The 24,194-nt window shown below is 64.7% G+C and carries 21 protein-coding genes; 4 read left to right on the top strand and 17 right to left on the bottom strand.

Annotation, left to right across the window (positions count from 1 at the left end; translation table 11 throughout):
- Positions 1-22 precede the first annotated feature (22 nt).
- Both gltX and gltA read left to right on the top strand, forming a co-directional pair.
- Positions 23-1,423, top strand: a complete 1,401-nt coding sequence (gene gltX, locus G391_RS0106895; RefSeq protein WP_029086866.1) for a glutamate--tRNA ligase — start codon at positions 23-25, stop codon at positions 1,421-1,423.
- A gap of 54 nt (positions 1,424-1,477) precedes the next feature.
- Positions 1,478-2,761 carry a citrate synthase gene (gene gltA / locus G391_RS0106890; RefSeq protein WP_029086865.1) on the top strand — a complete coding sequence of 428 codons (1,284 nt, stop codon included), beginning with the start codon at positions 1,478-1,480 and terminating at the stop codon, positions 2,759-2,761.
- An 80-nt stretch (positions 2,762-2,841) separates the two neighbouring features.
- On the opposite strand, the gene G391_RS0106885 is transcribed toward gltA, so the two are convergent.
- The 4 genes from G391_RS0106885 to G391_RS0106870 all read right to left on the bottom strand — a co-directional run bounded on the left by G391_RS0106885 (position 2,842) and on the right by G391_RS0106870 (position 5,251).
- Positions 2,842-3,357 (bottom strand): CarD family transcriptional regulator, encoded by a 516-nt coding sequence (locus tag G391_RS0106885; RefSeq protein WP_029086864.1) that lies wholly within the window; start codon positions 3,355-3,357, stop codon positions 2,842-2,844.
- A 269-nt stretch (positions 3,358-3,626) separates the two neighbouring features.
- Positions 3,627-3,968, bottom strand: a complete 342-nt coding sequence (gene fdxA, locus G391_RS0106880) for a ferredoxin FdxA (RefSeq protein ID WP_029086863.1) — start codon at positions 3,966-3,968, stop codon at positions 3,627-3,629.
- A gap of 86 nt (positions 3,969-4,054) precedes the next feature.
- The gene (locus tag G391_RS0106875; RefSeq protein WP_029086862.1) at positions 4,055-4,891 is read right to left on the bottom strand and encodes a pirin family protein; all 837 of its coding nucleotides are present in this window, start codon (positions 4,889-4,891) and stop codon (positions 4,055-4,057) included.
- 51 nt (positions 4,892-4,942) lie between these two features.
- Positions 4,943-5,251, bottom strand: coding sequence for a S4 domain-containing protein (locus tag G391_RS0106870; RefSeq protein WP_029086861.1), 309 nt, complete (start codon positions 5,249-5,251; stop codon positions 4,943-4,945).
- 103 nt (positions 5,252-5,354) lie between these two features.
- Between G391_RS0106870 and katG the strand changes: the two genes are divergently transcribed.
- Complete coding sequence (gene katG, locus G391_RS0106865) at positions 5,355-7,565, top strand: catalase/peroxidase HPI (RefSeq protein ID WP_029086860.1); 2,211 nt, start codon at positions 5,355-5,357, stop codon at positions 7,563-7,565.
- A gap of 63 nt (positions 7,566-7,628) precedes the next feature.
- Here katG and G391_RS0106860 read toward each other — a convergent pair whose 3' ends face one another.
- The 10 genes from G391_RS0106860 to G391_RS0106815 form a co-directional block, all read right to left on the bottom strand.
- Positions 7,629-8,957 carry an MFS transporter gene (locus G391_RS0106860; RefSeq protein ID WP_029086859.1) on the bottom strand — a complete coding sequence of 443 codons (1,329 nt, stop codon included), beginning with the start codon at positions 8,955-8,957 and terminating at the stop codon, positions 7,629-7,631.
- 43 nt (positions 8,958-9,000) lie between these two features.
- Positions 9,001-10,041, bottom strand: a complete 1,041-nt coding sequence (locus G391_RS0106855; RefSeq protein WP_029086858.1) for an NAD(P)-dependent alcohol dehydrogenase — start codon at positions 10,039-10,041, stop codon at positions 9,001-9,003.
- Positions 10,042-10,130: 89 nt separating this feature from the next.
- On the bottom strand, positions 10,131-10,649 hold the full coding sequence (locus G391_RS0106850; RefSeq protein ID WP_156893876.1) for a hypothetical protein: 519 nt from the start codon (positions 10,647-10,649) through the stop codon (positions 10,131-10,133).
- A gap of 339 nt (positions 10,650-10,988) precedes the next feature.
- The gene (locus G391_RS0106845) at positions 10,989-12,095 is read right to left on the bottom strand and encodes a hypothetical protein (protein ID WP_029086856.1); all 1,107 of its coding nucleotides are present in this window, start codon (positions 12,093-12,095) and stop codon (positions 10,989-10,991) included.
- 232 nt (positions 12,096-12,327) lie between these two features.
- A complete protein-coding gene (locus G391_RS0106840) occupies positions 12,328-14,793 on the bottom strand; it encodes a helicase-related protein (protein WP_029086855.1) in 2,466 nt (821 codons plus the stop codon).
- Positions 14,794-14,903: 110 nt separating this feature from the next.
- On the bottom strand, positions 14,904-15,677 hold the full coding sequence (locus tag G391_RS0106835) for an outer membrane protein (RefSeq protein ID WP_029086854.1): 774 nt from the start codon (positions 15,675-15,677) through the stop codon (positions 14,904-14,906).
- 463 nt (positions 15,678-16,140) lie between these two features.
- Positions 16,141-16,662 (bottom strand): translation initiation factor IF-3, encoded by a 522-nt coding sequence (infC, locus tag G391_RS0106830; protein WP_029086853.1) that lies wholly within the window; start codon positions 16,660-16,662, stop codon positions 16,141-16,143.
- A 100-nt stretch (positions 16,663-16,762) separates the two neighbouring features.
- Entirely contained in the window at positions 16,763-17,755 is a 993-nt protein-coding gene (locus G391_RS14150) for a glycosyltransferase family 9 protein (RefSeq protein WP_051257198.1), read from the bottom strand.
- Complete coding sequence (locus tag G391_RS0106820; protein WP_029086852.1) at positions 17,748-18,125, bottom strand: DUF6165 family protein; 378 nt, start codon at positions 18,123-18,125, stop codon at positions 17,748-17,750. The genes G391_RS14150 and G391_RS0106820 overlap by 8 nt, the downstream gene beginning before the upstream one ends.
- Positions 18,126-18,134: 9 nt before the next feature.
- A complete protein-coding gene (locus G391_RS0106815; protein ID WP_156893875.1) occupies positions 18,135-19,310 on the bottom strand; it encodes a glycosyltransferase family 4 protein in 1,176 nt (391 codons plus the stop codon).
- Positions 19,311-19,335: 25 nt separating this feature from the next.
- On the opposite strand from G391_RS0106815, the gene G391_RS0106810 reads away from it, so the two are divergent.
- Positions 19,336-20,082: an alpha/beta fold hydrolase gene (locus G391_RS0106810; protein WP_029086850.1), complete on the top strand. Its 747-nt coding sequence runs from the start codon at positions 19,336-19,338 to the stop codon at positions 20,080-20,082.
- 20 nt (positions 20,083-20,102) lie between these two features.
- Here the strand turns inward: G391_RS0106810 and G391_RS0106805 are convergent, their stop codons facing one another.
- From G391_RS0106805 to G391_RS14145, 3 genes are all read right to left on the bottom strand, one after another.
- Positions 20,103-20,486: a DUF1318 domain-containing protein gene (locus G391_RS0106805; protein WP_029086849.1), complete on the bottom strand. Its 384-nt coding sequence runs from the start codon at positions 20,484-20,486 to the stop codon at positions 20,103-20,105.
- A gap of 13 nt (positions 20,487-20,499) precedes the next feature.
- Positions 20,500-20,640: a YnbE family lipoprotein gene (locus G391_RS0106800; RefSeq protein WP_156893896.1), complete on the bottom strand. Its 141-nt coding sequence runs from the start codon at positions 20,638-20,640 to the stop codon at positions 20,500-20,502.
- A 104-nt stretch (positions 20,641-20,744) separates the two neighbouring features.
- Positions 20,745-23,954 (bottom strand): intermembrane phospholipid transport protein YdbH family protein, encoded by a 3,210-nt coding sequence (locus G391_RS14145; protein WP_051257197.1) that lies wholly within the window; start codon positions 23,952-23,954, stop codon positions 20,745-20,747.
- Positions 23,955-24,194: the final 240 nt, after the last annotated feature.

The raw sequence follows: 24,194 nt of genomic DNA, 5'->3' as shown, positions 1-24,194 counted from the left end.
CGGCGCTATAACCCCCCGCGATATGTCACGCCCCGTCGTCACCCGCATCGCCCCTTCGCCGACCGGTTCCATGCACATAGGAACCGCGCGAACCGCTCTGTTCAACCACCTTTACGCGCGCCGCCACGGTGGCAAGTTCCTGATCCGGGTTGAGGACACCGACCGCGAGCGTTCCACACAAGAGAACGTCGACATCCTGTTCCAGGGCTTCGCCTGGCTCGGGCTCGCCTCGGACGAAGAGCCTGTCTATCAGGCCCAGCGCGCCGACCGGCACCGGGAGGTGGTCGATGAGTTGGTCCAGCGCGGGGCCGCCTTCCGCTGCTGGATGACGCCCGAAGAAACAGAAGCCGCCCGTGAGGTTGCCCGCGCCGAAGGCCGCGCCCTGCGTTCGACCTGGCGTGATCGTACCGACGGCGACCCCAGCCAGCCCCACGTCATCCGTTTCCGCACCCCCGACGACCAGCCCGTCGTCGTCGTCGATGCCGTGCAAGGTGAGGTGTCCTTCCCGTCGAAAGATCTCGACGACCTGGTTCTGCTACGTTCCTCGGGTGAGCCGACCTACAACCTGGCCGTCGTCGTCGACGACCACGACATGGGCATCAGCCACGTCATTCGCGGCGACGACCATCTGAACAATACGCCCCGTCAGGCCCTGATCTACGATGCCATGGACTGGGAGCGCCCGGTCTTCGCCCACGTCCCGCTGATCCACGGCCCGGACGGCAAGAAGCTGTCCAAGCGCCACGGGGCCACTTCGGTCGCCGAGTACGCCGATCAGGGCTACCTGCCCGAGGCCATGCGCAACTATCTGGCCCGGCTCGGCTGGTCCCATGGCGACGATGAACTGTTCTCCGACGCCCAGGCCGAAAGCTGGTTCGATCTGGAGCACATCGGCCGCGCCCCTGCCCGGCTGGACTTTGACAAGCTGAACCACGTCAACGGATGGTGGATCCGACAGGCCGATGACGAGCGACTGGCCGCTCTGGTTCAGCAGGTGCGCGCCGGTCGAGGTGATGTCGTTGCTGACGCCGATCTGCCGCGCCTGATCCGGGCCATTCCCATGGTCAAGGATCGGGCTGACACCCTGATCGCCCTGGCAGACCAGCTGGCCTTCGCCCTGCTGAACCGCCCCCTCGCCATTGCTGAGAAACCCGCCGCCCAGTTGACCGATGAGGCCCGTGCCCGCTTGGCGCGGCTGGCAGACCGCCTCGCGGGCCTTGAAACCTGGGATGCTGCCTTCCTCGACGACTCCCTCAAGGGCTTCGCCGAAGCTGAAGAGGTCGGCATGGGCAAGATTGGCCCGCCGCTTCGCGCCGCCCTCACCGGCGGGGTCGCCTCACCGGATATTGCCAAGACCCTCGCGGCGCTCGGCAAGGCCGAAAGTCTGGGCCGAATGGCGGACGTTCTTTCCCCGCAAGCCTGACAGGGTATAAGACACCTCGACCGCGCCGCTCCCCCGGCGCCATGGGATACCGATATGACCGAAAAAGCCACGCTGAACATTGCGGACAAGACCGTCGAATTTCCCGTCCTGAAGGGCACCCTCGGGCCAGACGTCTTCGACATTCGCAAGCTGTACAGCGATACCGACACCTTCACCTTCGACCCGGGCTTCACCTCGACAGCCGCCTGCGAGTCGGGCCTCACCTTTATCGACGGCGACAAGGGCATCCTGCTGCATCGCGGCTACCCGATCGACCAGCTGGCCTCCAAGTCCAACTACGTCGAGGTCTGCCACCTGCTTCTGCGTGGCGAACTGCCGACAGCCGCCCAGTACGAAGAGTTCGAACGCTCGATCACGATGCACACCATGCTGCATCAGCAGTTTGACCGCTTCTTCGAGGGTTTCCGCCGCGACGCCCACCCCATGGCCATCATGGTCGGAGCCGTCGGGGCCCTGTCGGCCTTCTATCACGACAGCCTGGACATCCATGATCCGGTGCAGCGCAACATCTCCGCGATCCGCCTGATCGCCAAGATGCCGACCATCGCGGCACGCGCCTACAAATATCACATGGGCCAGCCCTTCATCTCGCCGCGCAACGAGTTGAACTACGCCGAGAACTTCCTGCGGATGTGTTTTGCGGTCCCGGCTGAGGACTATGTGGTCAACCCGGTCCTGGCCAAGGCCATGGACCGCATCTTCATCCTGCACGCCGACCACGAACAGAACGCCTCGACCTCGACGGTGCGCCTGGCCGGTTCGTCCGGGGCCAATCCGTTCGCCTGTATCGCCGCAGGCATCGCCTGCCTCTGGGGCCCGTCGCACGGCGGGGCCAACGAAGAGGCGCTGAATATGCTGAAAGAGATCGGCACCCCGGACAAGATCCCCGAGTTCATCGCCGGTGTGAAGGACAAGCGTTACAAGCTCATGGGCTTCGGTCATCGGGTCTACAAGAACTACGATCCGCGCGCCAAGGTCATGCAGGAAAGCGCCCACGAGGTGCTGGCCGCCACCGGTCGCGAGAACGATCCGCTGTTCCAGGTCGCCAAGGAGCTCGAGAAGGTCGCGCTCAACGACGAGTATTTCATCGAGCGCAAGCTGTTCCCGAACGTCGACTTCTATTCGGGCATCACCCTGTCGGCGATGGGCTTCCCGACCACGATGTTCACCGTCCTGTTCGCCCTCGCGCGCACAGTCGGCTGGATCAGCCAGTGGCAGGAAATGATGGAAGACCCCTCCCAGAAGATCGGTCGCCCACGTCAGCTCTACACCGGCCCGACCGAGCGCGACTATGTGCCGATGAGCAAGCGGGGCTGATTCAGCCCCGCCGTTATGGCAACAAAAAAACCCCCCACCTCGCGGTTGGGGGTTTTTCTATATCTGGCTGAGGGGCCGGATCAGGCGGCGGCGGCGGCAGGCTTGATCAGCGACTTGTTCAGCAGAGCCACGGCGGCCTCGCGGTCGATGCGCTCGATGGCGGCAACTTCGCGCGCCATGCGGTCCAGGGCCGATTCATAGAGCTGGCGCTCCGAATAGGACTGTTCCGGCTGGTTATCAGCCCGGTGCAGGTCACGGACCACTTCAGCGATCGAGATCAGGTCGCCTGAGTTGATCTTGGCTTCGTACTCCTGGGCCCGACGCGACCACATGGTGCGCTTGATGCGCGCACGACCCTTCAGGGTCGTCAGCGCCTTGGTCACGACCGTTTCACCGGCCAACGAACGCAGGCCGGCCGAGACGGCCTTCTTGGTCGGGACGCGCAGGGTCATTTTTTCATGGTCGAAGGTGATGACATAGACCTCAAGCGCCATGCCGGCGACTTCCTGGGTCTCCACAGCGGCGACCTTGCCGACGCCGTGCGCGGGATAGACGACACTGTCGCCAACCTTGAAATCCAGACCGTTCTTGCTCATTCGCGCGCACCTTTCGCTGCGAGGAAGACCATCCCGGCGCCCCGAAGGACCCCCGGCTACGGCGGTGGGAGCCGCCGTTTCAAACCGTTCTCAAAAACTGAGAAGAGACACCCGACCTCTGATCTGGCCGTCCATCAGGAACGGCGTCTTCAAAAAGGAAGGCGACCCCGCGAAATCCGCGCAGTCGCCCCACCTGTGAGCCGACCATAGCACAAATTGTCGCAAATTCAAAACGTCACCTTCACCCCTGAATCCGGGGCGTCAGGACCTCAGCTTCCCTGACCGGGCTTATCCGAGAAATATTTCTCGAACTTGCCAGTCTCACGCTCGAACTGTTCGGCGTCGGCGGGCGGCGTGCCCTTGACCGTTATGTTCGGCCATTCCTTGGCATAGGTGGCGTTGACCTGGAGCCATTTGCCGTCAGGCTCGTCCTCTGTGTCGGGCTTGATGGCATCAACCGGACACTCCGGTTCACAGACACCGCAGTCGATACACTCGTCCGGGCTGATGACCAGGAAGTTCTCACCCTCATAGAAGCAATCGACCGGACAAACCTCGACACAGTCCATGAACTTGCAGCGGACGCAGGCGTCAGTGACGATGTAGGTCATGGGCGGGACTACGGACGGGTGGTCGGGGAGCGGCGCCGGATGTGGGCCGGACGGGCCGGGAAGTCAACCGACCAGGCCCTGAGGACCTAGAAAGGCACCCCGTCCAGGCACCCCATTTTGCCCGACACAAAGTCGCGCTCGGCTTGGGCCAGGCGTTCGGGACTGTCCATGACGAAGGGGCCGGAAAAATAGAGCGGCTGTTGCGCCGGCTCACCGCCGACGATGGCCACGAGCGTCGGGCCGGCGTCCTCAGGCGTCGTCAGGACGACGGCCTCGCCGTCGGAGAACACGGCCAGGGCACCCTTGGGCAGCCGGGTTCCGTCCGCATCCAGCGCGCCCTGCAGGACATAGGCGGCCAGTTCCGGCGCATCGGCAACCTCGAACCGGATCGTCGCCCCGGCGTCGATGTGGGCGACGGCAAAGGTGGTGCGGCTCTCCAGGATCATCGGCCCGACCGCGCCGGCGACGTCACCGGCCACGACATCGATGATCGCCCCGTCGAGTTGGACGTGGGGAATGTCCGCCGCCCGGAACGACGCATAGGTCGGCTCAACCAGCTTCCTGTCAGGCGGCAAGCTGGTCCAGAGCTGCAAGCCATGGCGACCGCCCGCCGGCTGTTCGGCGTGCAGCATTCCGCGCCCGGCGCGGATGTACTGGGCGTCGCCGGGCCCCAGGGTGTCACGAAAGCCCTGGCTGTCGCGGTGCTCCACCCCGCCGTCGAGCAGGTAAGAGATCACCTCGATCCCGGCATGGGGGTGCGGCTTGTCGCCAATGCCCCGGCGGCTCTGATGGCGATAGTGATCCAGAAACACGAACGGGCCGACCGATTCCCGCGCCTCGGTCGGCAGAGCGCGAAACAGCTCCATGTCGCCGTCATTGATGACGGGACTAGCCGCGACGGCGGATACGAGCTTGCGGTCCATGCCTGAATCTCTCCATTGGGGGCGTTCCGAGATTGCCAGCCGCGCTCAAGGTCAGCAATCGTGGCCGCCATCCACGGGCTCCAGTCCCTCCGTGTGGTAAAGTCTGCGCGCCTCCGCCGCCGGGCCGCGCCGCACGCCGCAGTTGGCGATAGTCAGCTCGACCACGCGCGATCCCAGCACGAACACCAGCCGATCGCCGGGCCGGGCGGTGCGGCTGGCCTTGTCGAGGCGAACTTCGCCGGACCGCTCACGGGTTCGACGCACCCTGCCTTCGTCGACGAACCGGGCCGCCAGGCCCCGGGTCTTGAAGAAACGCGCGCGCCACAGCCAGACGTCGATCCGGCACACGTCTTCAACCATAAACGTAACCTATCTCCTGCATCGAGATTATCAGTTTAGCCTTCTCACCTGAGAGGCGTACAACAAGGATCTTAGACAACCCTACAGCAGATAGGACGCCCCCATGGACGGAAACGCCGGAACCCCCAAGAAGGACCCGAACAAGGAGCCCGGCTCGCTCCGTTCCCTGCTGGGCCGCACCAATGCCGACTGGTGGCCAAACCAGATGTCGATGGACATCCTGCACCAGCAGGGCAAGTCCGGCGATCCGCTGGACCCGGGCTTCAGCTATGCCGAGGCGTTCAAGCAGCTGGACTATGCGGCGGTCAAACGTGACCTGACGGCCCTGATGACCGACAGCCAGGACTGGTGGCCAGCGGACTATGGCCACTATGGCCCCTTCTTCATCCGCATGGCCTGGCACTCGGCCGGCACCTATCGCTCGGCCGACGGGCGCGGCGGGGCCAATGCCGGTCAGCAGCGATTTGCGCCGCTGAACTCCTGGCCGGATAACGGCAACCTGGACAAGGCCCGTCGCCTCTTGTGGCCGATCAAGGCCAAGTATGGCCAGAGCCTGTCGTGGGCCGACCTGATGATCTTGGCCGGCAATGTCGCCATCGAATCGATGGGGGGCCCGGTGTTCGGTTTCGGCGGCGGTCGTGCCGATGTCTGGGAGCCCGAAAAGGACGTCTACTGGGGCACCGAGGCCCAGTGGGTCGGCGAAGAGGGTAATGAGACGCGCATCCAGCCGGACGCGGATAAGGCCCTGGAAGAGCCGCTGGCCGCCATCCAGATGGGCCTGATCTATGTGAACCCGGAAGGCCCCGGCGGCGTGCCTGAAGCCCTGCTGTCGGCCCGCGACATTCGCGAGACTTTCCGCCGCATGGGCATGAACGACGAAGAGACTGCGGCCCTGACGGCCGGGGGTCACACCTTCGGCAAGGCGCACGGCGGCGGCGATGCTTCCAAGGTCGGCGCGGCACCGGAAGGGGCCGACATCATCCAGCAGGGCTTCGGCTGGATCTCCACCTATGGCTCGGGCAAGGGCGACGACAGTATCACCTCGGGCATCGAGGGCTCCTGGACGCCGACCCCGACGACCTGGGACATGACCTTCTTCGACATGCTGCTGGATCACGAATATGAGCTAGTCCGCTCGCCCGCGGGCGCGAAACAGTGGCAGCCGGTCGGCAACCCCGCCGATACCCAGGCCCCCGCCGCCCACACGCCGGGCAAGAAGGTGCCGACCATGATGACCACCGCCGACATGGCGCTGAAGGTCGATCCGGGCTTTCGGGCCATCATGGAGAAATTCCGCGCCGATCCCGCCTATTTCGGCGACACCTTCGCGCGCGCCTGGTTCAAGCTGTGCCACCGCGACATGGGCCCCAAGGCGCGCTACCTGGGACCGGAAGTCCCGTCCGAAGACCTGATCTGGCAGGACCCGATCCCGGCCCACACGGGACCGAAGCTGACGGATGCCGACATCGCCGATCTGAAGGCCGCCATCGCCGGTTCGGGCCTTTCGGTGTCAGACCTGGTCAAGACGGCCTGGGCCTCGGCCTCCACCTATCGCGGTTCCGACCACCGGGGCGGTGCCAATGGCGGTCGCATCCGTCTGGCCCCGCAGAAGGAGTGGGACGCCAATGAGCCCGACAACCTGGCCAAGGTTCTCGAAGTCTATGAGGGCATCAAGGCGTCGTCGGGCAAGAATGTCTCGATCGCCGATCTGATCGTGCTGGGCGGCTCTGTCGGCATCGAGCAGGCGGCCAAGACGGCGGGGAAGTCGATCGAGGTGCCGTTCACCCCGGGCCGCACGGACGCTTCGGCCGAGCAGACCGACATCGAGAACTTCGAGTGGCTGGAACCCAAGATTGACGGCTTCCGCAACTATCGTCCGAAGCGCTTCAACGTCCGCACCGAGGACCTGCTGGTCGACCGGGCGCAACTTCTGGGCCTGACGGCCCCGGAAATGACGGCGCTGGTTGGGGGCCTGCGCGTGTTGGGGGCCAACCACGGCGGCTCGACCGACGGGGTGTTCACGGATCGTCCGGGCCAGCTGACCAACGACTTCTTCGTCAACCTGCTGGATATGTCGACGGCCTGGAAGGTCAAGGACGGCAGCCATGACGAGGCCTTCATCGGCTTTGACCGGGCCACCGGCAAGGACCGCTGGACGGCGTCGCGGGTTGACCTGGCCTTCGGCTCCAACTCGCAACTCCGGGCGCTGGCGGAGGTCTATGGTTCGGCCGACGGCGGCGACCGGTTCACGGCCGACTTCATCAAGGCCTGGACCAAGGTGATGAACGCCGACCGGTTCGACCTGACGGCCTGACGACGGGGCGAACGCGGACGAACAGAGAGAGGCGGCCGGGCAGCGGGTCGCCTCTTTTTGCTTTCATGGTGCCTGTGTCTCCGTCTCAGGCTCCGGGGCCTCCAGATAGACGGCGGACAGGCGACGGTAATAGCCCGAGTTGAAGGCCAGGATCGTCAGGACCACGCCAGCCAGGCCTGAGATACAGAAGACCAGAGCGATCCCGCGGGCCGGGCCGGTGCCGAACCAGTCGCCGATGAGCTCGGCCCCCAGTCCACCCTGGCTCATAAACGGAATGACCCAGAACTGGGTGATCGGTCCGATCAGAAAGGCCGTCATCGGTGAGGCTGCCTGCTCGACCGACTGGGCAAAGCCAAACACCCGCCCCTGGCGCTCATAGGGGACGACCTTTTGCAGGGTGGTCTGCTCGGCCGCCTCGCCATAGGGGCCGAGGAACATCCACAGAGCCGCGCCGCCAGCCAGCAGCCAGATCGACGGCTGGATCGTAAAGACGGCCGCACCGGCCCAGGCGATCAGATTGACGATCATCAGGGTTCGCAGGGGGTTTCGCCCCAGGCCTGCGCGCGCGATGACCAGGCCCGATGCAATGAAGGCGACCGACACACCCCCCCACAACAGGCCCCACTGCTGCACCTCCATCATCGACAGGCCATAGGCATCCATCAGGGCCATGAAGACCCCGCCCAGGAGGTTGTTGAAGGTCGAAAAAAAGATCAGGGCAAACAGGCCGGGCACGCCGGCGATGATGGCGATGGTGCCGCGCAGATCAACCTGCCGGGGGGCCTCATCCAATCCGGCCTCGGGCTCCGGCTCGTCCAGCCGCACCGACGTCAGATGCAGGAAGACCAAGGCACTCAGGCCCATGGCCAGGATCAGGGTGGCCGTCATCCCGCCCCAGGCGACCAGTAGGCCTGAGATCACCGAGGTGGTCAGGAAGCCGAAGCCCGACACCATGCCCACCAACCCATTGGCGCGATCCCGACGATCCTCCGGTACCAGCAGGGTCACCAGGGTCGGCAGGCTGATTGAGCGCAGATTTCCCGCCAGAACCCCAAACATGGTCAGGCCAATCAGCGCCCAGACCTGAAAGCCGGCCACATCCTGAAACCGCTCGGCGGGCGTCATCGCCACGAGTCCCAGGGCCGCGCCATAGAAGCAGAACGAAATCGCGCTGGAAGCCAGCATCACACGCTTCTTGCGATGATGGTCAACGACGCTGCCGAACCAGATGGCCGTCCCGGCGATCAGCACCAGATACAGGCCCGCGATCATGCCGGTGGCAAAGACCGACTGGGTCTGCAGAAACACCCAGAAGGTCAGGGCGAACCAGACCGTGAAGTTGGTGATGTTCGCGACGAGATTGTTGCCAAGGATCTGATGGAAGGCCGTCATGGGCCGTCTGTGAGGCCGTCTGGGCGGCGGCGCAAGGCGACGCCTACAAAGAGCTCATGTCGATGACGAACCGATAGCGCACGTCAGACTTTTCCATGCGGTCGAAGGCGTCGTTGATCTGGTCCATCCGGATCATCTCGACCTCGGGCAAGACGCCCTTTTCGGCGCAGAAATTGAGCATCTCCTGGGTTTCGGGGATGCCGCCGATGAGGGAGCCCGCGATGCGCTTGCGGCTGAGCACCAGGGGCGCGGTGTTCAGGTCCGGCGCCGGGCCGAGCTGACCGACCAGGCACAGGGTGGCATCGACATCCAGCAGCGGCACATAGGGCATCAGGTCGTGCTGGACCGGGACGGTGTCGATGATCAGGTCGAAGCTCGAACCGGCGGCCTTCATGGCGGCCTTGTCGGACGTGTTCAGGAAATGCTGGGCCCCCAGTTCGCGCGCGTCGGCCTCCTTGTCGGCGGAACGGCTCATCACCGTGACGTCCGCGCCCATGGCCACGGCCAGCTTGACCGCCATGTGGCCCAGACCGCCCAGACCGACGACGCCGACGCGGCTGCCGGCCTTCACGCCCCAGGTGCGAAGCGGCGAATAGGTGGTGATGCCTGCACACAGCAGCGGTGCGGCCTTGGCTGGATCGAGGCCGGCGGGCAGGGTCAGAACAAATTCCTCGCGCACCACGATGTGTTTGGAATAGCCGCCATAGGTGTTGGAGCCATCAACGCGGTCGCGCGCGTTGTAGGTGCCGGTCAGGCCGGTGCGGCAGTACTGCTCCTCGCCCTTCTCGCACTGATCACAGGTGCGGCAGCTGTCGACCAGACAGCCGACCGCCGCCAGGTCGCCCTCCTTGAAGCGCGTGACCTCAGGCCCGACGCCGGTGACGCGGCCGACGATCTCGTGACCCGGCACCGCCGGATAGACCGTGCCGCCCCAGTCGTTTCGAGCCGTGTGCAGATCCGAGTGGCAAACGCCGCAATAGAGGATCTCCATCGCCACATCGTTGGGACGAAGATCGCGGCGCTCGAAATGGAACGGGGCGAGCGGGCTGTCGGGCGATTGGGCGGCGTAGCCGAGGGTTTGCATTGGGGATCTCCTGTGGCGTCGCCGACAGGACTAGCGGGCACTGAGCAATAGAGCCAGTGAGGCCCGAAAACACCGTGCCAACCGTGCCATCAGCCTTCGGCCTCACCCGGAGAGGCGTCGTCGTCTGAGGACGTTTCCGGACCGGACTCGCCCATGGCGCGCAACATGGCGGCGCGCAGATGGTCGTCAGGCGAAAAGGCGTCCCGGTAGGGATCGGGTACGGGGCCGCACTGGACGATCATGCGCTGGACGCGGAGCCAGGCGGTGGCCTGGGCCGGTTTGTTCATGGCGGCGGCCTCACAGGCGCGGCGGAAGGCGAAGCCCTGGAGGTCCTCAGGTTCGGGCGTGAACAGGAGATTCATGGTGTCCTGCTCGCGCGCGGCGGCGATCTCTTTGTACTCGGGGCTGTCGTGGATGATATCGACTTTACGCTGAAGCGGGCGAACCCCCCAGGGCGGCGCGTCGACGCGCAACATCGGATCGGTATCGGCCTTGCGCCAGCCGCCCTCAGCCGCCTTGCGGCGCACTGTGCGCACGGACACGCCGTACCGCTCCCCCACCACCGGCGCGCTGTCGCCGGCGAGATAGTCCTCGCGCATGTGGCTCATGAGTTCGTCAAGCGCGGATAGGTCGGGGGTGGACGGGGCCTCGGGCGGCATTTCGGGCGCGGAGGCGTCCGATTGAGGGGGGGAGCCGGTGGGGTTTGGGTCTGGATTTCTCATCCGGTCATTGTGGGAACGGTCAGATGGGCGGGGATAAAGGCGGGATTTTGGGCGATGACGGGGGAGCGCGATCGGTAGGTGAAATTGGGTTTTATGGGGTGGGAGGGGCAGTTGAGTGCGGGGCTCAAAGACAGCCAGATAATGTATCCAGACGACTGTGCGAGCCAACGCCGCGCAAAAAAGGCTTCCGTCGAATTGGCAGAAGCAAATGGCTACGCTGCCACGCTAAATACGAGCAATTCGTACCGGCCCAATAATGTCCTTATCGGTGAGTTCCAGCATTTTGTGATCCAGCTGCGCTGCAACTCGGACATCAGTTGCCATTCGCACAAGGCGAAAATGGCAACCACAGAGATACTCAAGAGCATCCATGCTCGATTTTACAAAGGCGTCGTAATCGGCAAGCCGCACTTCTCGGATCTCGTCGTCATAAAAATCGACCGGATCCTGCGAAGGCCGCACCCGTCCATTAGACGAGAGGAGGGGATAGTGGATTGTGGGGATTGACCCGCCTTGTAGAGCCTGAAATCGGACTTGGCATTCGCTCAACTCGTGAGCATTTCCCATTGGAGCTATATGGATGACCGCATTCCGCAAGCTGGTGAGGGTGAACAGCCATCCATCCTCCTCGGCGGCCTCGTGAACCTGACGAACGATTGGATGGTCGTCCTTTCTCTGTTTTGTACGCTTGATGAAGGTCCGCAGGGTCGTCACATCGGTCGAGGGTTCGCGCAGGACCAGCTTCCAGATTGCCTCCGCTATCAAGTCCCTTAGACAAGCGGCGTCGGCGAGGAATGCGTGAATGGCAGCTTCTAGCGCGGTCCGAAATCCGTTCGAGAACAGCGTACCATCTTCGGGGATGCGATAAGAACCGTCAAAGTCCGTCAACTGCCCAATTAGGGTCGAACGATAGGCTTCGCTCAAACCTAATACGCGGTAGGTTAGCAAGCGATAGTAAGTCGAAAAGCGGCTTGAAACATCAAGAATTTGGGATGATCTCTGCGTCTCGATGTTCTGGACCTGGGACCATTCGTGCCTTCCAGTCATCGCCGTATATCCAGCCCTAATGTCAAATGTCTGAAAGTCGGGCGCATCGGCACCGATCTGAGTAGCCCGAGTCAGAAACTCGACACCGATGGGCCGCAATCCGATAGATTGAAGCGCCCGGAACGTCTCAGCGTATGGCCGGGTTGGGATTTCTAGGAAGCGGCGCGGAAAGTCAGGCCCAATCCGAACTTGCTCGCCGCCAAGGTCAAATGCCCGATGTCCTCCCAACAGGTGGATCACTCTTAGCGCAGGGCGCTTCGAATCATTATCCATAGACTCCGCCATTCAGGTTTGATGGCCTTTGGCGGACAAAACAGCAACATAAGTTCTTTCCGGGATGGTCATGGTCACGTCAACGAACGGCAGTTGGTTGGTGCCAAGGGGGACGGCGGCGGTATGCGCTCGCATCGATTGCGAAGGGCAAAGGCCTGCACTGCCGCAGGTTCTCGGCGCGAGACGATATTGGGTTAGCTTAGCGGAAGAGCTGACTACTTTCATTCCCTCCCAGGCTAGCCCCTCATCCCCCGCGCGGACCGTTACGCTTCGCGCGCCGAAGCGCGGGAGCCCCATTCCCCCTCCGGGAGAAGGACGGCGGGTCAGAGGGCAGGCTGGAGAGAGCCGCAAACGGCGAGTCGCGGACGATCCGTTCCGCTCGTTCCGGCTTCGGCATTTTCGGCGCGGCCTTCTTCAGAGCCGCCGCGACCTGCTTCGCCTGATCCTCGGTCCAGCCGAGGGCGGACAGCACGTCCTCGGCCAGGGGCTTGCCCTGCGCCTCGCGGCGCGCTTCGGCCCAGCGTTCGAGGGTGTCGGCGGAGACGGTGAGGTCGCCAACCTTGCGCGCGCCGCCGGCAGCCAGAACCTGAGGGCTGGCGGGGTCGAGCGGCAGGGCCAGGGCCGTGAGGAAGGCGCGGGGTTTTTTTGTCTGGAGTTGAGGAAGCCACAGGGAATGGGCGCCGATGTGGACGCCCAGCATGCGAAGGGCCCGCCGTTCGACCTTGGACAGGGCCGCGAGATCGGCCTCGACCTCGCCGCGGTCGATCAGGCCCCAGGCCTCGACCAGCCGCCAGGCCACGCCACGAGCCAGGCCTTTCAGCTTGCCGTTGGTGAGCGCCGTGTTCAGGCGATGCAGCGATTGCAGCCGGCGGGCACTTTCGGCGGCCAGATAGGCCTCGACCCGGCGCACTGCGCGCTCGCGGGCGGGGGCGGCACCCAGCTCGCCAAATAGGCGGGCGCGGGGCTGGAACGGCCGGGCGTCCTTAGCAAGCGCCGCGACGGCGGTTCCGTTCCAGGTGATGGTGCCGTCCGGCAAAAGATCGAAGGCGCTGTCCTGATCGGCGGCCAAGGCCCCCAGGCGGCGGACAACCTCAGGCTCAACCGCCCGGCGGGCGGCGGTCCTGAGGGTGCGGTCGGCGACCGTTGTGGTCGCCGCCTCGCTGACAAAGACCAGGCCATCGAGGGTGCCGACCGTCTCGCCCTCAACGGTAACCTGGCCGGCGTCGGACACCTGGGCATGGACGGAGCTGTCTTTCAGAGCCCGCATCAGGACCGAGGTGCGGCGATCGACGAAGCGGGCCTTGAGCCGTTCGTGCAGGGCGTCGGAGAGGCGCTCCTCAAGCGCCTGAGTTTCGCCGCGCCAGTGGTCGGTGTTCGTCAGCCACTGGGGCCGGTTGGCCAGATAGGCCAGGGTGCGGATGTGCGACAGCCGCCCGGCCAGGACGTCGATCTCGCCGGCGGTTGAGTTCAGCGCGGCGAACTGGGGAGCGATCCAGTCTTCGGACAGCCGGTGGCCGGGGCCGGTCCGGGCCTCGAACACCTCGCGCACGAGGCGCAGGTGCTCGTCCAGGCTGGTCTTGCGGAAGTCGGGGATCTGGCAGGCGTCCCACAGCTTGATCAGTTTTGACCGGTCGCGGCAGGCCGCGGCGATATCAGCGTCGGCAGCGAGGCGGCGCAGGGTGGTTTCGTCCAGCGCCTCGGCGGCCAGGCGCAGGTCCTGACGCTCAGGCGGGCGGGCCAGCGAGGCCATCAGGTTCGGCAGGGTCGTCAGGTCCAGCCGGCCCGAACGCCATTCGATGGCGGGGACGGGTTCAAAGTCATGGTTCTCGACCGCCTCGACCAGATCGGCGTCCATGTCGTCGCAGTCGCCGGTGACGCCAAATGTGCCGTCGCGGGTGAAGCGCCCTGCCCGGCCCGCGATCTGGCCGACCTCGGGCGGGGCCAGCCAGCGGGTGCGTTTGCCGTCGTACTTTCGCAGGGCGGCGAAGGCGATGTGATCGACGTCCATGTTCAGGCCCATGCCGATGGCATCGGTGGCGACCAGGAAGTCCACCTCTCCTGACTGATACAGCTCGACCTGGGCATTGCGGGTGCGGGGGCTGAGCGCGCCCATGACCACGGCGGCCCCGCCCCTCTGACGGCGAATGAGCTCAGCGATGGCGTAGACGGCATCGGCGGAAAAGGCGACCACGGCGCTGCGCGGCGGCAGGCGGGTCAGCTTCCGCGGGCCGGCATAGGTCAGGGTCGAGAACCGGTCGCGCGTCTCGATATGGACATCCGGCAAGAGACGCCGGATCAGCGGTTCCATCGTCCCGGCGCCGAGGAACATGGTCTCGAACCGGCCCCGCGCATTCAACAGGCGGTGGGTGAAGATGTGGCCGCGCGCCGGGTCGGCGGCCAGCTGGATTTCGTCGACGGCCAGGAAATCGACCGACCGTTCCAGCGGCATCGCCTCGACCGTCGACACCCAATAGCTGGGCCGACCGGGGACGATCTTCTCCTCGCCGGTGATCAGGGCGACGGACGCCTTGCCCTTGAGGGCCACGACCCGGTCATAGACCTCCCGCGCCAAGAGGCGCAGCGGCAGGCCGATCATGCCCGAGGCATGCCCGCACATCCGCTCGACCGCCAGATGGGTCTTGCCGGTGTTGGTCGGCCCGAGCACGGCGGTGACGCGCGACGGGCCATGGCCTGGGGAGCGGTCGCTCATAGGCGAAAGCTGGGCTTGCGGAAACGATTCCTCAAGTGCCACGCCGGCAACGGTCGAACGGGTCTAGGCCCCGATCAGCCCCAGCCAACGACCGTCCACCGTGGCCTGGTTCAGAACTGGAAGGCAACCCCGACGCGAAGCGTGTTGTAGTTTGGTTCCACGCTGAAATCTTCGGCGTAGTCAAAGGCCGGAGGTGCGAAGGTCGAACCAGGACGATAGTCCGTCGTGAAATCCAGAGAATCGAGTTCCGTGTGCACAAATTCGGCCGTCACCGACATCCGATCGCTGACGCGATAGGCACCGCCAAACCCGAAATTGTAGCCCGACACCCAATCGGACCCTTCGCCGAACTTGCTGTAACCGTTCGCGCCGAGGACCTCCGCCGTGCCAGACACGTCGCCCGTGGTGTAGCCGACGATGGCGTAGCCCAGGAAATCATCCATCGCGAACCCAAGCTGCAGATTCGCGGAAACGGACTGTTGGACCTCATAGGAGTTGCCAAAGGCGTAGGTTACCCCTGGCGAAGCGGGGTGAGGCGCACGTTGGGGGGTCATTCGGCTGTCGTCGAGCGACAGATAGTCGTACCGGACCTCTCCGCCGACGACAAAACCGCTGGAAAACTGTCGGCGATAACCCGCAAACAGACCCCCACCGAAGCTCTCGCCCTCCAGGTCCGCTGACCAGGCCGAGAACACGTCAGAGCGGAACGCAGGCGTCTCGCTCAACCAGTCAATCCGTCCAACGCCCGAAGACTCCACGTTCGCCCGGGAGTAGTCGATATTGGCTCCCGCGTAGGGACCTGCCCAGGACACCTCCTGGGCTTGGGCACCCCCAGCCATCGCGACGAGGGCCAAGACCGCAGAAGGGGCAATAAATTTGATCATGTTTCACCGGTACCGAGACCGCTCCCAATTCATGTATCGAGGTTATTCCATCTGGTCTGCGGCGTGAAGCAGATCTGGGCACCGGCACCTGCGACAAATTCCCCCGCTGACGAATGACCTGTCCGGCCATCCCGCGATCTACCCGAAGGATTAACGCCCGTGCACCCGGCCTCGGAACACGGGCGAAACGAATCAGGACCGAATCATCGACACGCGACGATTCGGGTTTTGTTCCCTACAAGATATTGTATCTTAATGAGGATTAACCACGTTTGCGGTTCTCCCTCTCGTCATCCTCGGACTTGATCCGAGGATCGGGCGGCGGGTTGAGCGGTCATTCCGGCTACGCTGAGCGGCGGGCCGTCCGGTCCTCGGGTCAGCCCCTAGGGTGACGATCAGAAATGAAAACGCCGCGCCCCTCTTCGGGACGCGGCGCTGACGGCTTTGTAATGAGGTCCGCGGCCTATCTCGGGGCCAGGATCATGATCATCTGGCGGCCTTCCATCTTGGGCTCATATTCGACCTTGGCCACCTCGTCGAAGTCTTCCTTGACCTTGAGCAGCAGCTTCATGCCCAGTTCGGGGTGGGCCATTTCACGGCCACGGAACCGCAGGGTCACCTTGACCTTGTCACCGGCCTCAAAGAACCGGTGCATGGCCTTGGCCTTCACGTCGTAGTCGTGGGTGTCGATGTTCGGACGGAGCTTGATCTCCTTGAGTTCGACCACCTTCTGCCGCTTGCGTGCCTCGTTCTTCTTCTTCTGTTCCTGGAACCGGAATTTTCCGTAGTCCATGATCTTGCAGACGGGCGGATTGGCATTGGGCACGATCTCGACGAGATCCAGCCCGGCCTCTTCGGCGGCTTCAAGCGCGGCGGACGTGGGCATTTCGCCCTGTTTCTCGCCGTTCTGATCAATCAGAAGAACGCGGGGAACACGAATGTCTTGGTTGGTGCGCGGCCCGTCCTTGACGGGGGGCGCCTGCATGGGGCGGCGAATAGGCTTCGACTCCTGTGGTCGTTGAACATCAAATCCCGAAACCGGCGCGCGCGCGAAAGGGCGCACCACGAGCAGGCTCGGGCCCGCCCTATATGGGCCTCAAACCCCTGTCTGGCAAGCTGGCCGCAAGGTCGGTTACGCCGTCAAAGGCCTGATCGACGGTCACGCCCAACATCTGGCTGTGGGTTTCCGAGACGGTGCGCGACGTCGGACCGAAGGTCACCTCCTCGGCCACGGCGCGGACAACGCGCCGCTGTTGGGTCCAGGGGCCATAGAGACGCTCATCGGTCGGGCCAAAAAGGGCCACCACCGGGCATCCGACGGCGGCCGCCATATGCATCAGGCCCGAGTCATTGCCGACAAACAGATCGGCTCGTTCCAGCAAGGCAACCGTGGGGATCAGAGGCTCACCGGTAAAGTCCAGCACCGCCCGTCCCGGCAGGGCCTGAACCAATTGTTGTGCCGCCGGGCGATCCTCGGCCCCGCCCAGAACGGCCACGCTCCACCCGGCCAACGCCGCCCCTGGCGCGGTCAGGCGATCGATCAGCTCCACATAGCGATCCAGTGGCCAGGTCTTGCCAATCCGATTGGCCGACGGCGAAAGGGCCAGCAACCGGTTCGGCGGCAGGCGGGGTGCCATAGCGTCTCGCGTGCCCTGCGACACGTGCAGACGCGGCTCCGGCGGCAGGGAGTCACGACCGATCACAGCCGCGGCCTGAACCACCTTGTGGCGTCGATCCGAGCGTATGGACTGCCGGATGAATCGCCGCTCCGCCGGCAGTATCCTCGAGATGGCCGAACCGCGCAGATCCACAACCGTCGCCCAGCGCGTTCCAACGAGCCGCCACCACAGCATCGCCCAGTGCAGGCTGAACCGCACCTTGTTCAAGGGAATGACACGTTCGACGAAGGGCGCTTCGGCAAACAGTGGGGCCGCGACCGGGCCGGCCACCACGGTCCAGCGGTTATCGGGAGCCTCGGCATGAAGGACCTCGAGCAGCCCGGTCGTCAGGACCGCGTCACCGATCCGCGTATTGGTGATAAACAGGCTGCGACGCGCCTCGTCGGGCGGTTCAGCCATAGGATTTTTCCTCGATGATCGACGAACCGGCACGCAGGTTGAGCCGGCGTTTGATCGCGGCCCGATCATCGTTGCGCAGATAGACCTGTCGGGACAGGTCGATGAAGGCATCGTCAAAGCGCCCCTCGCGCTCGTGGGTGCGCTTGAGTTCCTCAATATCCCAGAGGGTCGCGTTCACCGCCTCGAGTTGCTCAACGAGGTCGAGAAAGGCCTCGTCCTGGGGCAAGCCCGCCATCAGGGTTTCCAGCTTGGCCAGTTCCCGTTCGACATTGGCCAGCTTGTCAGCCGCAGCCAGCCGTTGGCGCTTGATCCTGAGGATCGTGATCTTGTCGACAAGTTCGCCAACGGAGATGGGCGCGAGGATTTCCATGACGCGAACCTAGCCCTGCTCCCAGGCCTCTTCCAGCACCTGAGCGTAGACGGCGAATGTGCCGTCCAGCATGGCCTCCACCGAGTAGAGCTGACGCGCACGCGTCATGGCCACCCGCCCCATGGCTCGGCGCTGTTCCGGGCCGGCATCCAGCGCCTGTATCATGCGACGGGCCAGATCCTCGGCGTCGCCTGGGCGGAACAACCAGCCGGTTTCATCATCAATAACCGTATCGACCGGCGCGCCATGGGCCGCCACAACCACGGGCCGCCCCATCAGCTGGGGCTCGACAGCGGTGCGCCCGAAGGCCTCAGGGTCCAGGGAGGGCACCAGGCCGACATCCGCCGCCAGCCAGGCCGCCGGCATGTCGGTGAAATGCCCCGCCACGACCGCGGAATCATCAAGCCCTGCCGCCGACACGGCTCGCTCGATCTCGGCGCGATAGGCGATCCGGCCTTGATCGTCGCCGACCATGACCAGCAGAAAGTCGTTGCGACCGCCGGCCTTGAGCAGCCGCGCCGCCTCGACTGCCAGCAACTGCCCTTTCCAGCGGGTCAGACGCCCCGCCAACAGAAACACCGTTCGCCGCTCGGTCGGGCCAATGCCAAGGAAGTTGCGCGCCGTCGTCAGTCGCTCTGTTGTGACGGCCTGGGGGTCAAACCACTCCAGATTCGTGCCTCGCGGCACCGCCGTCACCTGCCGTGGGTCCAGACCATAGGTGTCCAGCACATGGCGGCGGGTGAAGTCAGAATTGGCGATGACATGGCGACCGCGCGTCATCATGCCGTTGTACCAACGCTTTGGGGCCGAACGCGCGTTGTAGACACCGTGATAGGTGGTCAGCGCCGCCACACCGGCCAACCGTGCCGCCGGTATCGCCGACAGGGCCGGAGCGCGCGACCGAACATGGACCAGGCTAACCTTGCGATCGCGGATGATCTTGTTCAGGCGAAACAGGTTGGCGGCGACGGTCAGGGGGTTTTTGGACTGGACCGGCAAGCGGATCAGTTCGCCTCCGCCGGCCGTCAGCTCCGGTTCAAGCCGCCCCCCCGCCGAGGCGATCAAGGACGTCCCCCCGGCCGCGACCACGGCACTGGACACATCGAGCGCAGTACGTTCCACGCCCCCGGCGTTCAATTCCGGGACCACTTGCAGCAGGACGAAGTCTCGGGGCAGGGAGATCACACCGCCTGATTACTGGATCATCGCCATGACTGAAACCTCCGGCTTTCTCGAACGTCCCGATGGCGCGCGCCTGGCCTGGCGGCGGATCGAAGGAGACGGGCCGACCGTCATCTGGGTCGGGGGCTGGCGCTCTGACATGGGGGGCACAAAGGCCGCGGCCCTGGCTGAGGCGGCAGAGGCGAATGGCTGGGCCTATCTGAGGTACGACCACTTCGCTCACGGCGAGTCGTCTGGCGACTGGCGGCAGGCGACCATCGGGCGCTGGCGAGAGGATCTCATCGCCGTGATGGACCAGATCGAAGGGCCCATCGTGCTGGTTGGCTCATCAATGGGAGGTTGGGTCGCGTGCCTGGCTTCGCTGGCCCGGCCCGACCGTCTGGCGGCTCTGGTGCTGATCGCACCGGCGGCGGATTTTGCCCATCGCCTGATGTGGCCGAGCCTGGCCCCCGAAGTTCAGAAGGAAATTCTGACGACGGGCCTGCATACCGTGACCGATGATTTCGACGGCCCCTATGACCTGACACGAACCTTTTTCGACGAGGCGCGGCAATGGTCGCTGCTGGACGCGCGGATCGACATTGTCTGCCCGGTTCGCATCCTTCAGGGAGCCGAAGATGAGCCCGTGCCGTGGCAGCACGCCCTGGAACTGGCCGAGAAGATCGCCGGCCCGGACGTCGTGTTTTCACTTATCAAGGATGGCGACCATCGCCTGTCGCGCCCGCAAGACCTGACCCGGCTGATCGCGACGGTGGCCGAAGCGCGGGTGCTCTAGGCCCGCGCTGGCCGGGGCCCTCACCGTTGACGCCAGGTGCCGCTGTCGTCGCGGTACCATTGACCCGCCGGGATGCTGCTGAATCGCTGCTGGTACGACGAAGCGCCGGCTGCGGCGGCCGTCGTGCCCGCCGCTTGCCCGGCCTGACGATACAGTTCGGCGCGCCCGGCATTCATTTCGGACATGGCGGCACGGATCGCCGGCGTCATCCGGGCTTCCTGGCGGACCCCCACATAGCCGTCGGACATTTCGCCGATGATGCCATCGGCCTTGGCCTGGTTGACGGTGGCGCGCATATCCTGTCGCGACATGACCGTTGCGGCGGCATTGGCGATGGCGGGGGCCGCAGCAAGACCGGCAAGGCCAGCGACGGCGGTCAGGGCGATGAAAAGGCGTTTCGACATGGTGACCTCCTCCTCAGAACAGGTCTGGGTTCTGCGCGATAAGGTCGCGCACTTCCTGGTCCAGCCGGATACGGACATCCGCATCCAGCTTGGCGTAGATGGTGATCGGATCGACCTGAACGCGCACAGTCGGCGTACAGGCCACGCCTGTCATTACAAGGGCAATGGTGGCCGCAATGGCCGCTTCTGTCTTGGTCACGCCGGGCGTCTCCTTTCAGGGAAGATTGAAGCCTCTGGGGGCTGAACGACGACTGAACGTCATGGGTTGCGTTCCGACATGTTCCTGGCCCGTTGAATTTCCATCAGGTCGTCGATCAGTTGATCCAGGTTGAACGAGGTGTCCAGTGTCAGATTGATCTGGGTGCCCGACGGCAAGGGCAGAACCCGGTTCAGGAAGTCGCGCCGGAGCAGTTCGACCAGGCCCAGTCGAATCTGTTGCTCCTCAGGTGGGTCGTGGCGTCCATGGATGGTGAACAGCACCCCCAGGCGCCCCTGCGGCAGGCTGTTCAGCTCGGCATCCAGCTGGTCAAACCAGAGGTGTTCCAGCGCCTGATAGGCAAAGTCCTGCACCGTATTGGGCGGGACGGCTTCGCCGCCGCCGGCCGCCGCCATCCCGGTCAGGGCTTCTCGCGCGATCGACAGACGCCCCGGCTGCACCGCATGAACCTCTCCACCGACAACGGTGATGCCGTTGGGTCCATAGACAAACGGCAACCGCCCCGAGACGACCGCATCCAGCTGGACCGCCTCGGCGAAACTCGACGCCGCGAAAAGATCCCCCAGCTGGACCCTGTCCAGCAACAGAACACCATCCCACGACTGGCTGGCATCGAACGGTATCTCGGTCGGCTCCAGGGATGCAAAGCCACCCGCCACCGCAACCCGGCCTCCCGAGATGCGAAGGCTGGCAGCGTTCAGGCCCAGATCGACCGTCACATTCGTCAGGGGCACAAAGGCGTCGATCTGACCGATCGTCAGATGCTGTCCGGGAGCCGTCGTCAGCGGAGCCAGGCTGACGAAGGTAACCTCTCCTTGAAGCTGCCGAACGGGCCCCATCGGACTGACAAAGTCGATACCGGGCGTGACGAACCGGCCCCCACTCGCCGTGCCGGAAGGGCTCCAGTCGAACGCGCCGGTAAAATCGGCTCGACCCGTGACCGGGCTGCTGACCAGGCCATCGCCCAGCGGGCTGATCTGGCCTGGCTGGAGTCCGCCGGGCGCGAACTCAATCCCTGTGGCGTCGAACTGGACCCCGCCTGCTCCGGTTCGGCCCGCATGGCGAATGGCAACATCGGCAATCCGATGCCCCTGACTGGGTTCGACGAGATGAAGCTGTCCGGTCCAGTCCTGGTCCGCCAAGCGGACCCGGCCTGACCCCCGCAAGGGATGGAACCGCGCCTCAGCCCCTGTGTCGCGGATCAGACCGCTCTGGATGGCCGCCTCAATGCCCAGCGCCCCCCCGCTATCCCGTGCCGAGACGCGGGCCGTGGCATCTGAAACCGCCATGCCGAGGAAGGGGGCCGCCGCGCGAAGGCTGCGCGCCTGCGCTTCAAACCTCCAGCCGTCGGCAATCGTCAACATCGGTTGCTCAACAGGGCAAATCTGGGTCGTCACGTCCGCGACATCATTGTCACCGAGGTCGAGCAGGGCCGCGCTAAAGGGGAAACAGGCCGCCGCAGAATAGGTCGTGCGCCCACCGCCGATCCTCAGCATCCCGGCTGTCGCAAGCCGCGCGCCCCGAGCCATGCCGAAATCAAATGCGGCTTCACCGTCGATGGCGGCTGCGATGCCGCCGTCAGCCATCACATAGCGAGGCACCTCTACCCTCGCCTGCGGCAAACCACCCCCGCGCGCTTGAATAAGCAGACTGCCGCCCGGTGCGCGACGATCCCGATTGGAATACAGGGCCTGCCGGCCCAGCGCTGTGATGAGAACCTCGCCGCCGGCAACCGGCTGGACACGCGCCGGGCGCGTCAGATCCACGGTGGTGCCGCCGCCATCGCTCTGAACGGTCAGGCCGGGTGCCTCGAAAGCAAAGGCCTGAAGAGCCCTCTTCAGGGCGATCTGCTCGGGGACATCACCGGGGCCGACCGGCCCCAGCACCTGCCAGCTTCCGCCACGCGAGCGAACACCCCCCTCCAGAGAGGTCCGCCCTCCCTCGGCCAGGCGGCTGTCCAGGTCGAACTCGCCCGCCACATCCGTCAACGCCAAGGAATCCTGTCGCAGGGCCGCTGCTGTCAACACCAACTGCGACTGGATCCGGCTTGTGCCCCCGGCTCCACCGGCATTTAGATTCTCAGCCTGTATCATCAGCGCCTCGGCCGACAGGCTGCCCTGATCGACGGCACCGACCGCGACCCGCACGCCCCCCTCATAGGACCACCGCAAATCCTGCCGGCGGCTCAAGCGCACCCGCCGTCCGTCCAGGTTCACAGCGGCGCGCGTTACCCTCGCCTCACCTGCCGACAGGGCCTCAGACGTTATCTGACCCGTCAGTCCGCCGAGCAGGGCAAATGCCTCGACCCAGCCGGTCCCGCGACCCTCAAAATCCAGATCGAGATCAACACCCCGCGCACCGCCGCCTTGCCAGGCCAGTTCTGCGACCTGGCCGGTCAGGCGCATATCGACAGGCCCGTGCACCTGGCGGCGTGCCGTTTGGGGATAGGGAATGTGGCCCGCCAGCCGAAGCGCGGCCTGTTCTCCTGACAGGCCCGCAAAGGTCCAGGCATTGACGTCGGCCACGACCGCCAACGCCGACCGATCTCCGCGCGTGCGCACAGCGATCCCGGCGCGGCGCAGGTCCAGGGTCAAATCTTCCCCTTGCAGACGGGTCGGCGGCAGTCCGGCATCCAGCCGGATCAGCCGATTGTCTTCAATCCGGGCATCGGCAAGCACCGCCAGGGTTCCGCCGGGACCTGCCAACAGCAGTCGGCCATCTTCGATCACGACGGTCGGGCTGCCGCGATCCGGAGCAGGCGGGCGGCTCGTCAGATCCTCAATCAGCGGGTCCAGGCTGCCCAGGCTCAACCGGCCATCGACGAGACGGGCATGGATGCGCGGACGAACCAGTCGAATACCGGTCGGTTGAACACCCAGGCCACCCGACCAGGGCATGCCGAGATGAAAATCAACTTCTGCGCGTTCGATCTCCAGATCGGGGTCATCCGCATCTCCGGCTCTGACGGAGGCAACCAGACGATTGAAATCAAATCGATCAAACTGGACCTCGGCCTGGACCCCACGATCCTCAAGCCATCCGACCAGAAGTTGCCGCGCAATCTCGCGGCGAGCCGAATAGGCGATCAGCAGGCCAATGATGAGGACGAGAAAAACAGCGCCCACAACAGCCAGAAGGCCGGTTCGCTGATGGGCTCCGCGCGCGAAGCGAGAGCCTCGGCGCTTGCGGCGGGCCGGTAGATTGTCATCGCCGTCAGTCAAATCGGCCCGCTTTTCGTCACTGATCGTCACCTTGTGTGCCTAACGCATAAGGGCGCAAGGCGGCGCCCCTCTTGCACCACGCCCCGCGACAACGTGTCCCAAGCACCACTATGAGACGTTAATCTATTAGTTGTGGCGGGATGCGAGCCTTTCTCTCGTGACGGGTCAGAACGGCCCGCCAACGTCAGGAAAGCTAGGATTCGATTGGGATTCCCTTCTGAGGGGCCCGGTCTTTCAATAGGTGACGCCGCGCGGTATAGGCGTTGCCGG

It is taken from the genome of Brevundimonas aveniformis DSM 17977 (genome assembly GCF_000428765.1).
In the GTDB taxonomy this organism is placed as follows: domain Bacteria; phylum Pseudomonadota; class Alphaproteobacteria; order Caulobacterales; family Caulobacteraceae; genus Brevundimonas; species Brevundimonas aveniformis.
Note: the sequence above shows the minus strand (reverse complement) of the source record. Positions and strands in the feature narration are given on the sequence as shown.

Bases quoted from the DNA above. Each gene is read 5' to 3' on its own strand.
- gltX (WP_029086866.1), top strand. From the start codon at position 23: ATGTCACGCCCCGTCGTCACCCGCATCGCCCCTTCGCCGACCGGTTCC.
- gltA (WP_029086865.1), top strand. From the start codon at position 1,478: ATGACCGAAAAAGCCACGCTGAACATTGCGGACAAGACCGTCGAATTT.
- G391_RS0106885 (WP_029086864.1), bottom strand. From the start codon at position 3,357: ATGAGCAAGAACGGTCTGGATTTCAAGGTTGGCGACAGTGTCGTCTAT.
- fdxA (WP_029086863.1), bottom strand. From the start codon at position 3,968: ATGACCTACATCGTCACTGACGCCTGCGTCCGCTGCAAGTTCATGGAC.
- G391_RS0106875 (WP_029086862.1), bottom strand. From the start codon at position 4,891: ATGGACCGCAAGCTCGTATCCGCCGTCGCGGCTAGTCCCGTCATCAAT.
- G391_RS0106870 (WP_029086861.1), bottom strand. From the start codon at position 5,251: ATGGTTGAAGACGTGTGCCGGATCGACGTCTGGCTGTGGCGCGCGCGT.
- katG (WP_029086860.1), top strand. From the start codon at position 5,355: ATGGACGGAAACGCCGGAACCCCCAAGAAGGACCCGAACAAGGAGCCC.
- G391_RS0106860 (WP_029086859.1), bottom strand. From the start codon at position 8,957: ATGACGGCCTTCCATCAGATCCTTGGCAACAATCTCGTCGCGAACATC.
- G391_RS0106855 (WP_029086858.1), bottom strand. From the start codon at position 10,041: ATGCAAACCCTCGGCTACGCCGCCCAATCGCCCGACAGCCCGCTCGCC.
- G391_RS0106850 (WP_156893876.1), bottom strand. From the start codon at position 10,649: ATGAGCCACATGCGCGAGGACTATCTCGCCGGCGACAGCGCGCCGGTG.
- G391_RS0106845 (WP_029086856.1), bottom strand. From the start codon at position 12,095: ATGGCGGAGTCTATGGATAATGATTCGAAGCGCCCTGCGCTAAGAGTG.
- G391_RS0106840 (WP_029086855.1), bottom strand. From the start codon at position 14,793: ATGAGCGACCGCTCCCCAGGCCATGGCCCGTCGCGCGTCACCGCCGTG.
- G391_RS0106835 (WP_029086854.1), bottom strand. From the start codon at position 15,677: ATGATCAAATTTATTGCCCCTTCTGCGGTCTTGGCCCTCGTCGCGATG.
- infC (WP_029086853.1), bottom strand. From the start codon at position 16,662: ATGCAGGCGCCCCCCGTCAAGGACGGGCCGCGCACCAACCAAGACATT.
- G391_RS14150 (WP_051257198.1), bottom strand. From the start codon at position 17,755: ATGGCTGAACCGCCCGACGAGGCGCGTCGCAGCCTGTTTATCACCAAT.
- G391_RS0106820 (WP_029086852.1), bottom strand. From the start codon at position 18,125: ATGGAAATCCTCGCGCCCATCTCCGTTGGCGAACTTGTCGACAAGATC.
- G391_RS0106810 (WP_029086850.1), top strand. From the start codon at position 19,336: ATGACTGAAACCTCCGGCTTTCTCGAACGTCCCGATGGCGCGCGCCTG.
- G391_RS0106805 (WP_029086849.1), bottom strand. From the start codon at position 20,486: ATGTCGAAACGCCTTTTCATCGCCCTGACCGCCGTCGCTGGCCTTGCC.
- G391_RS0106800 (WP_156893896.1), bottom strand. From the start codon at position 20,640: ATGACAGGCGTGGCCTGTACGCCGACTGTGCGCGTTCAGGTCGATCCG.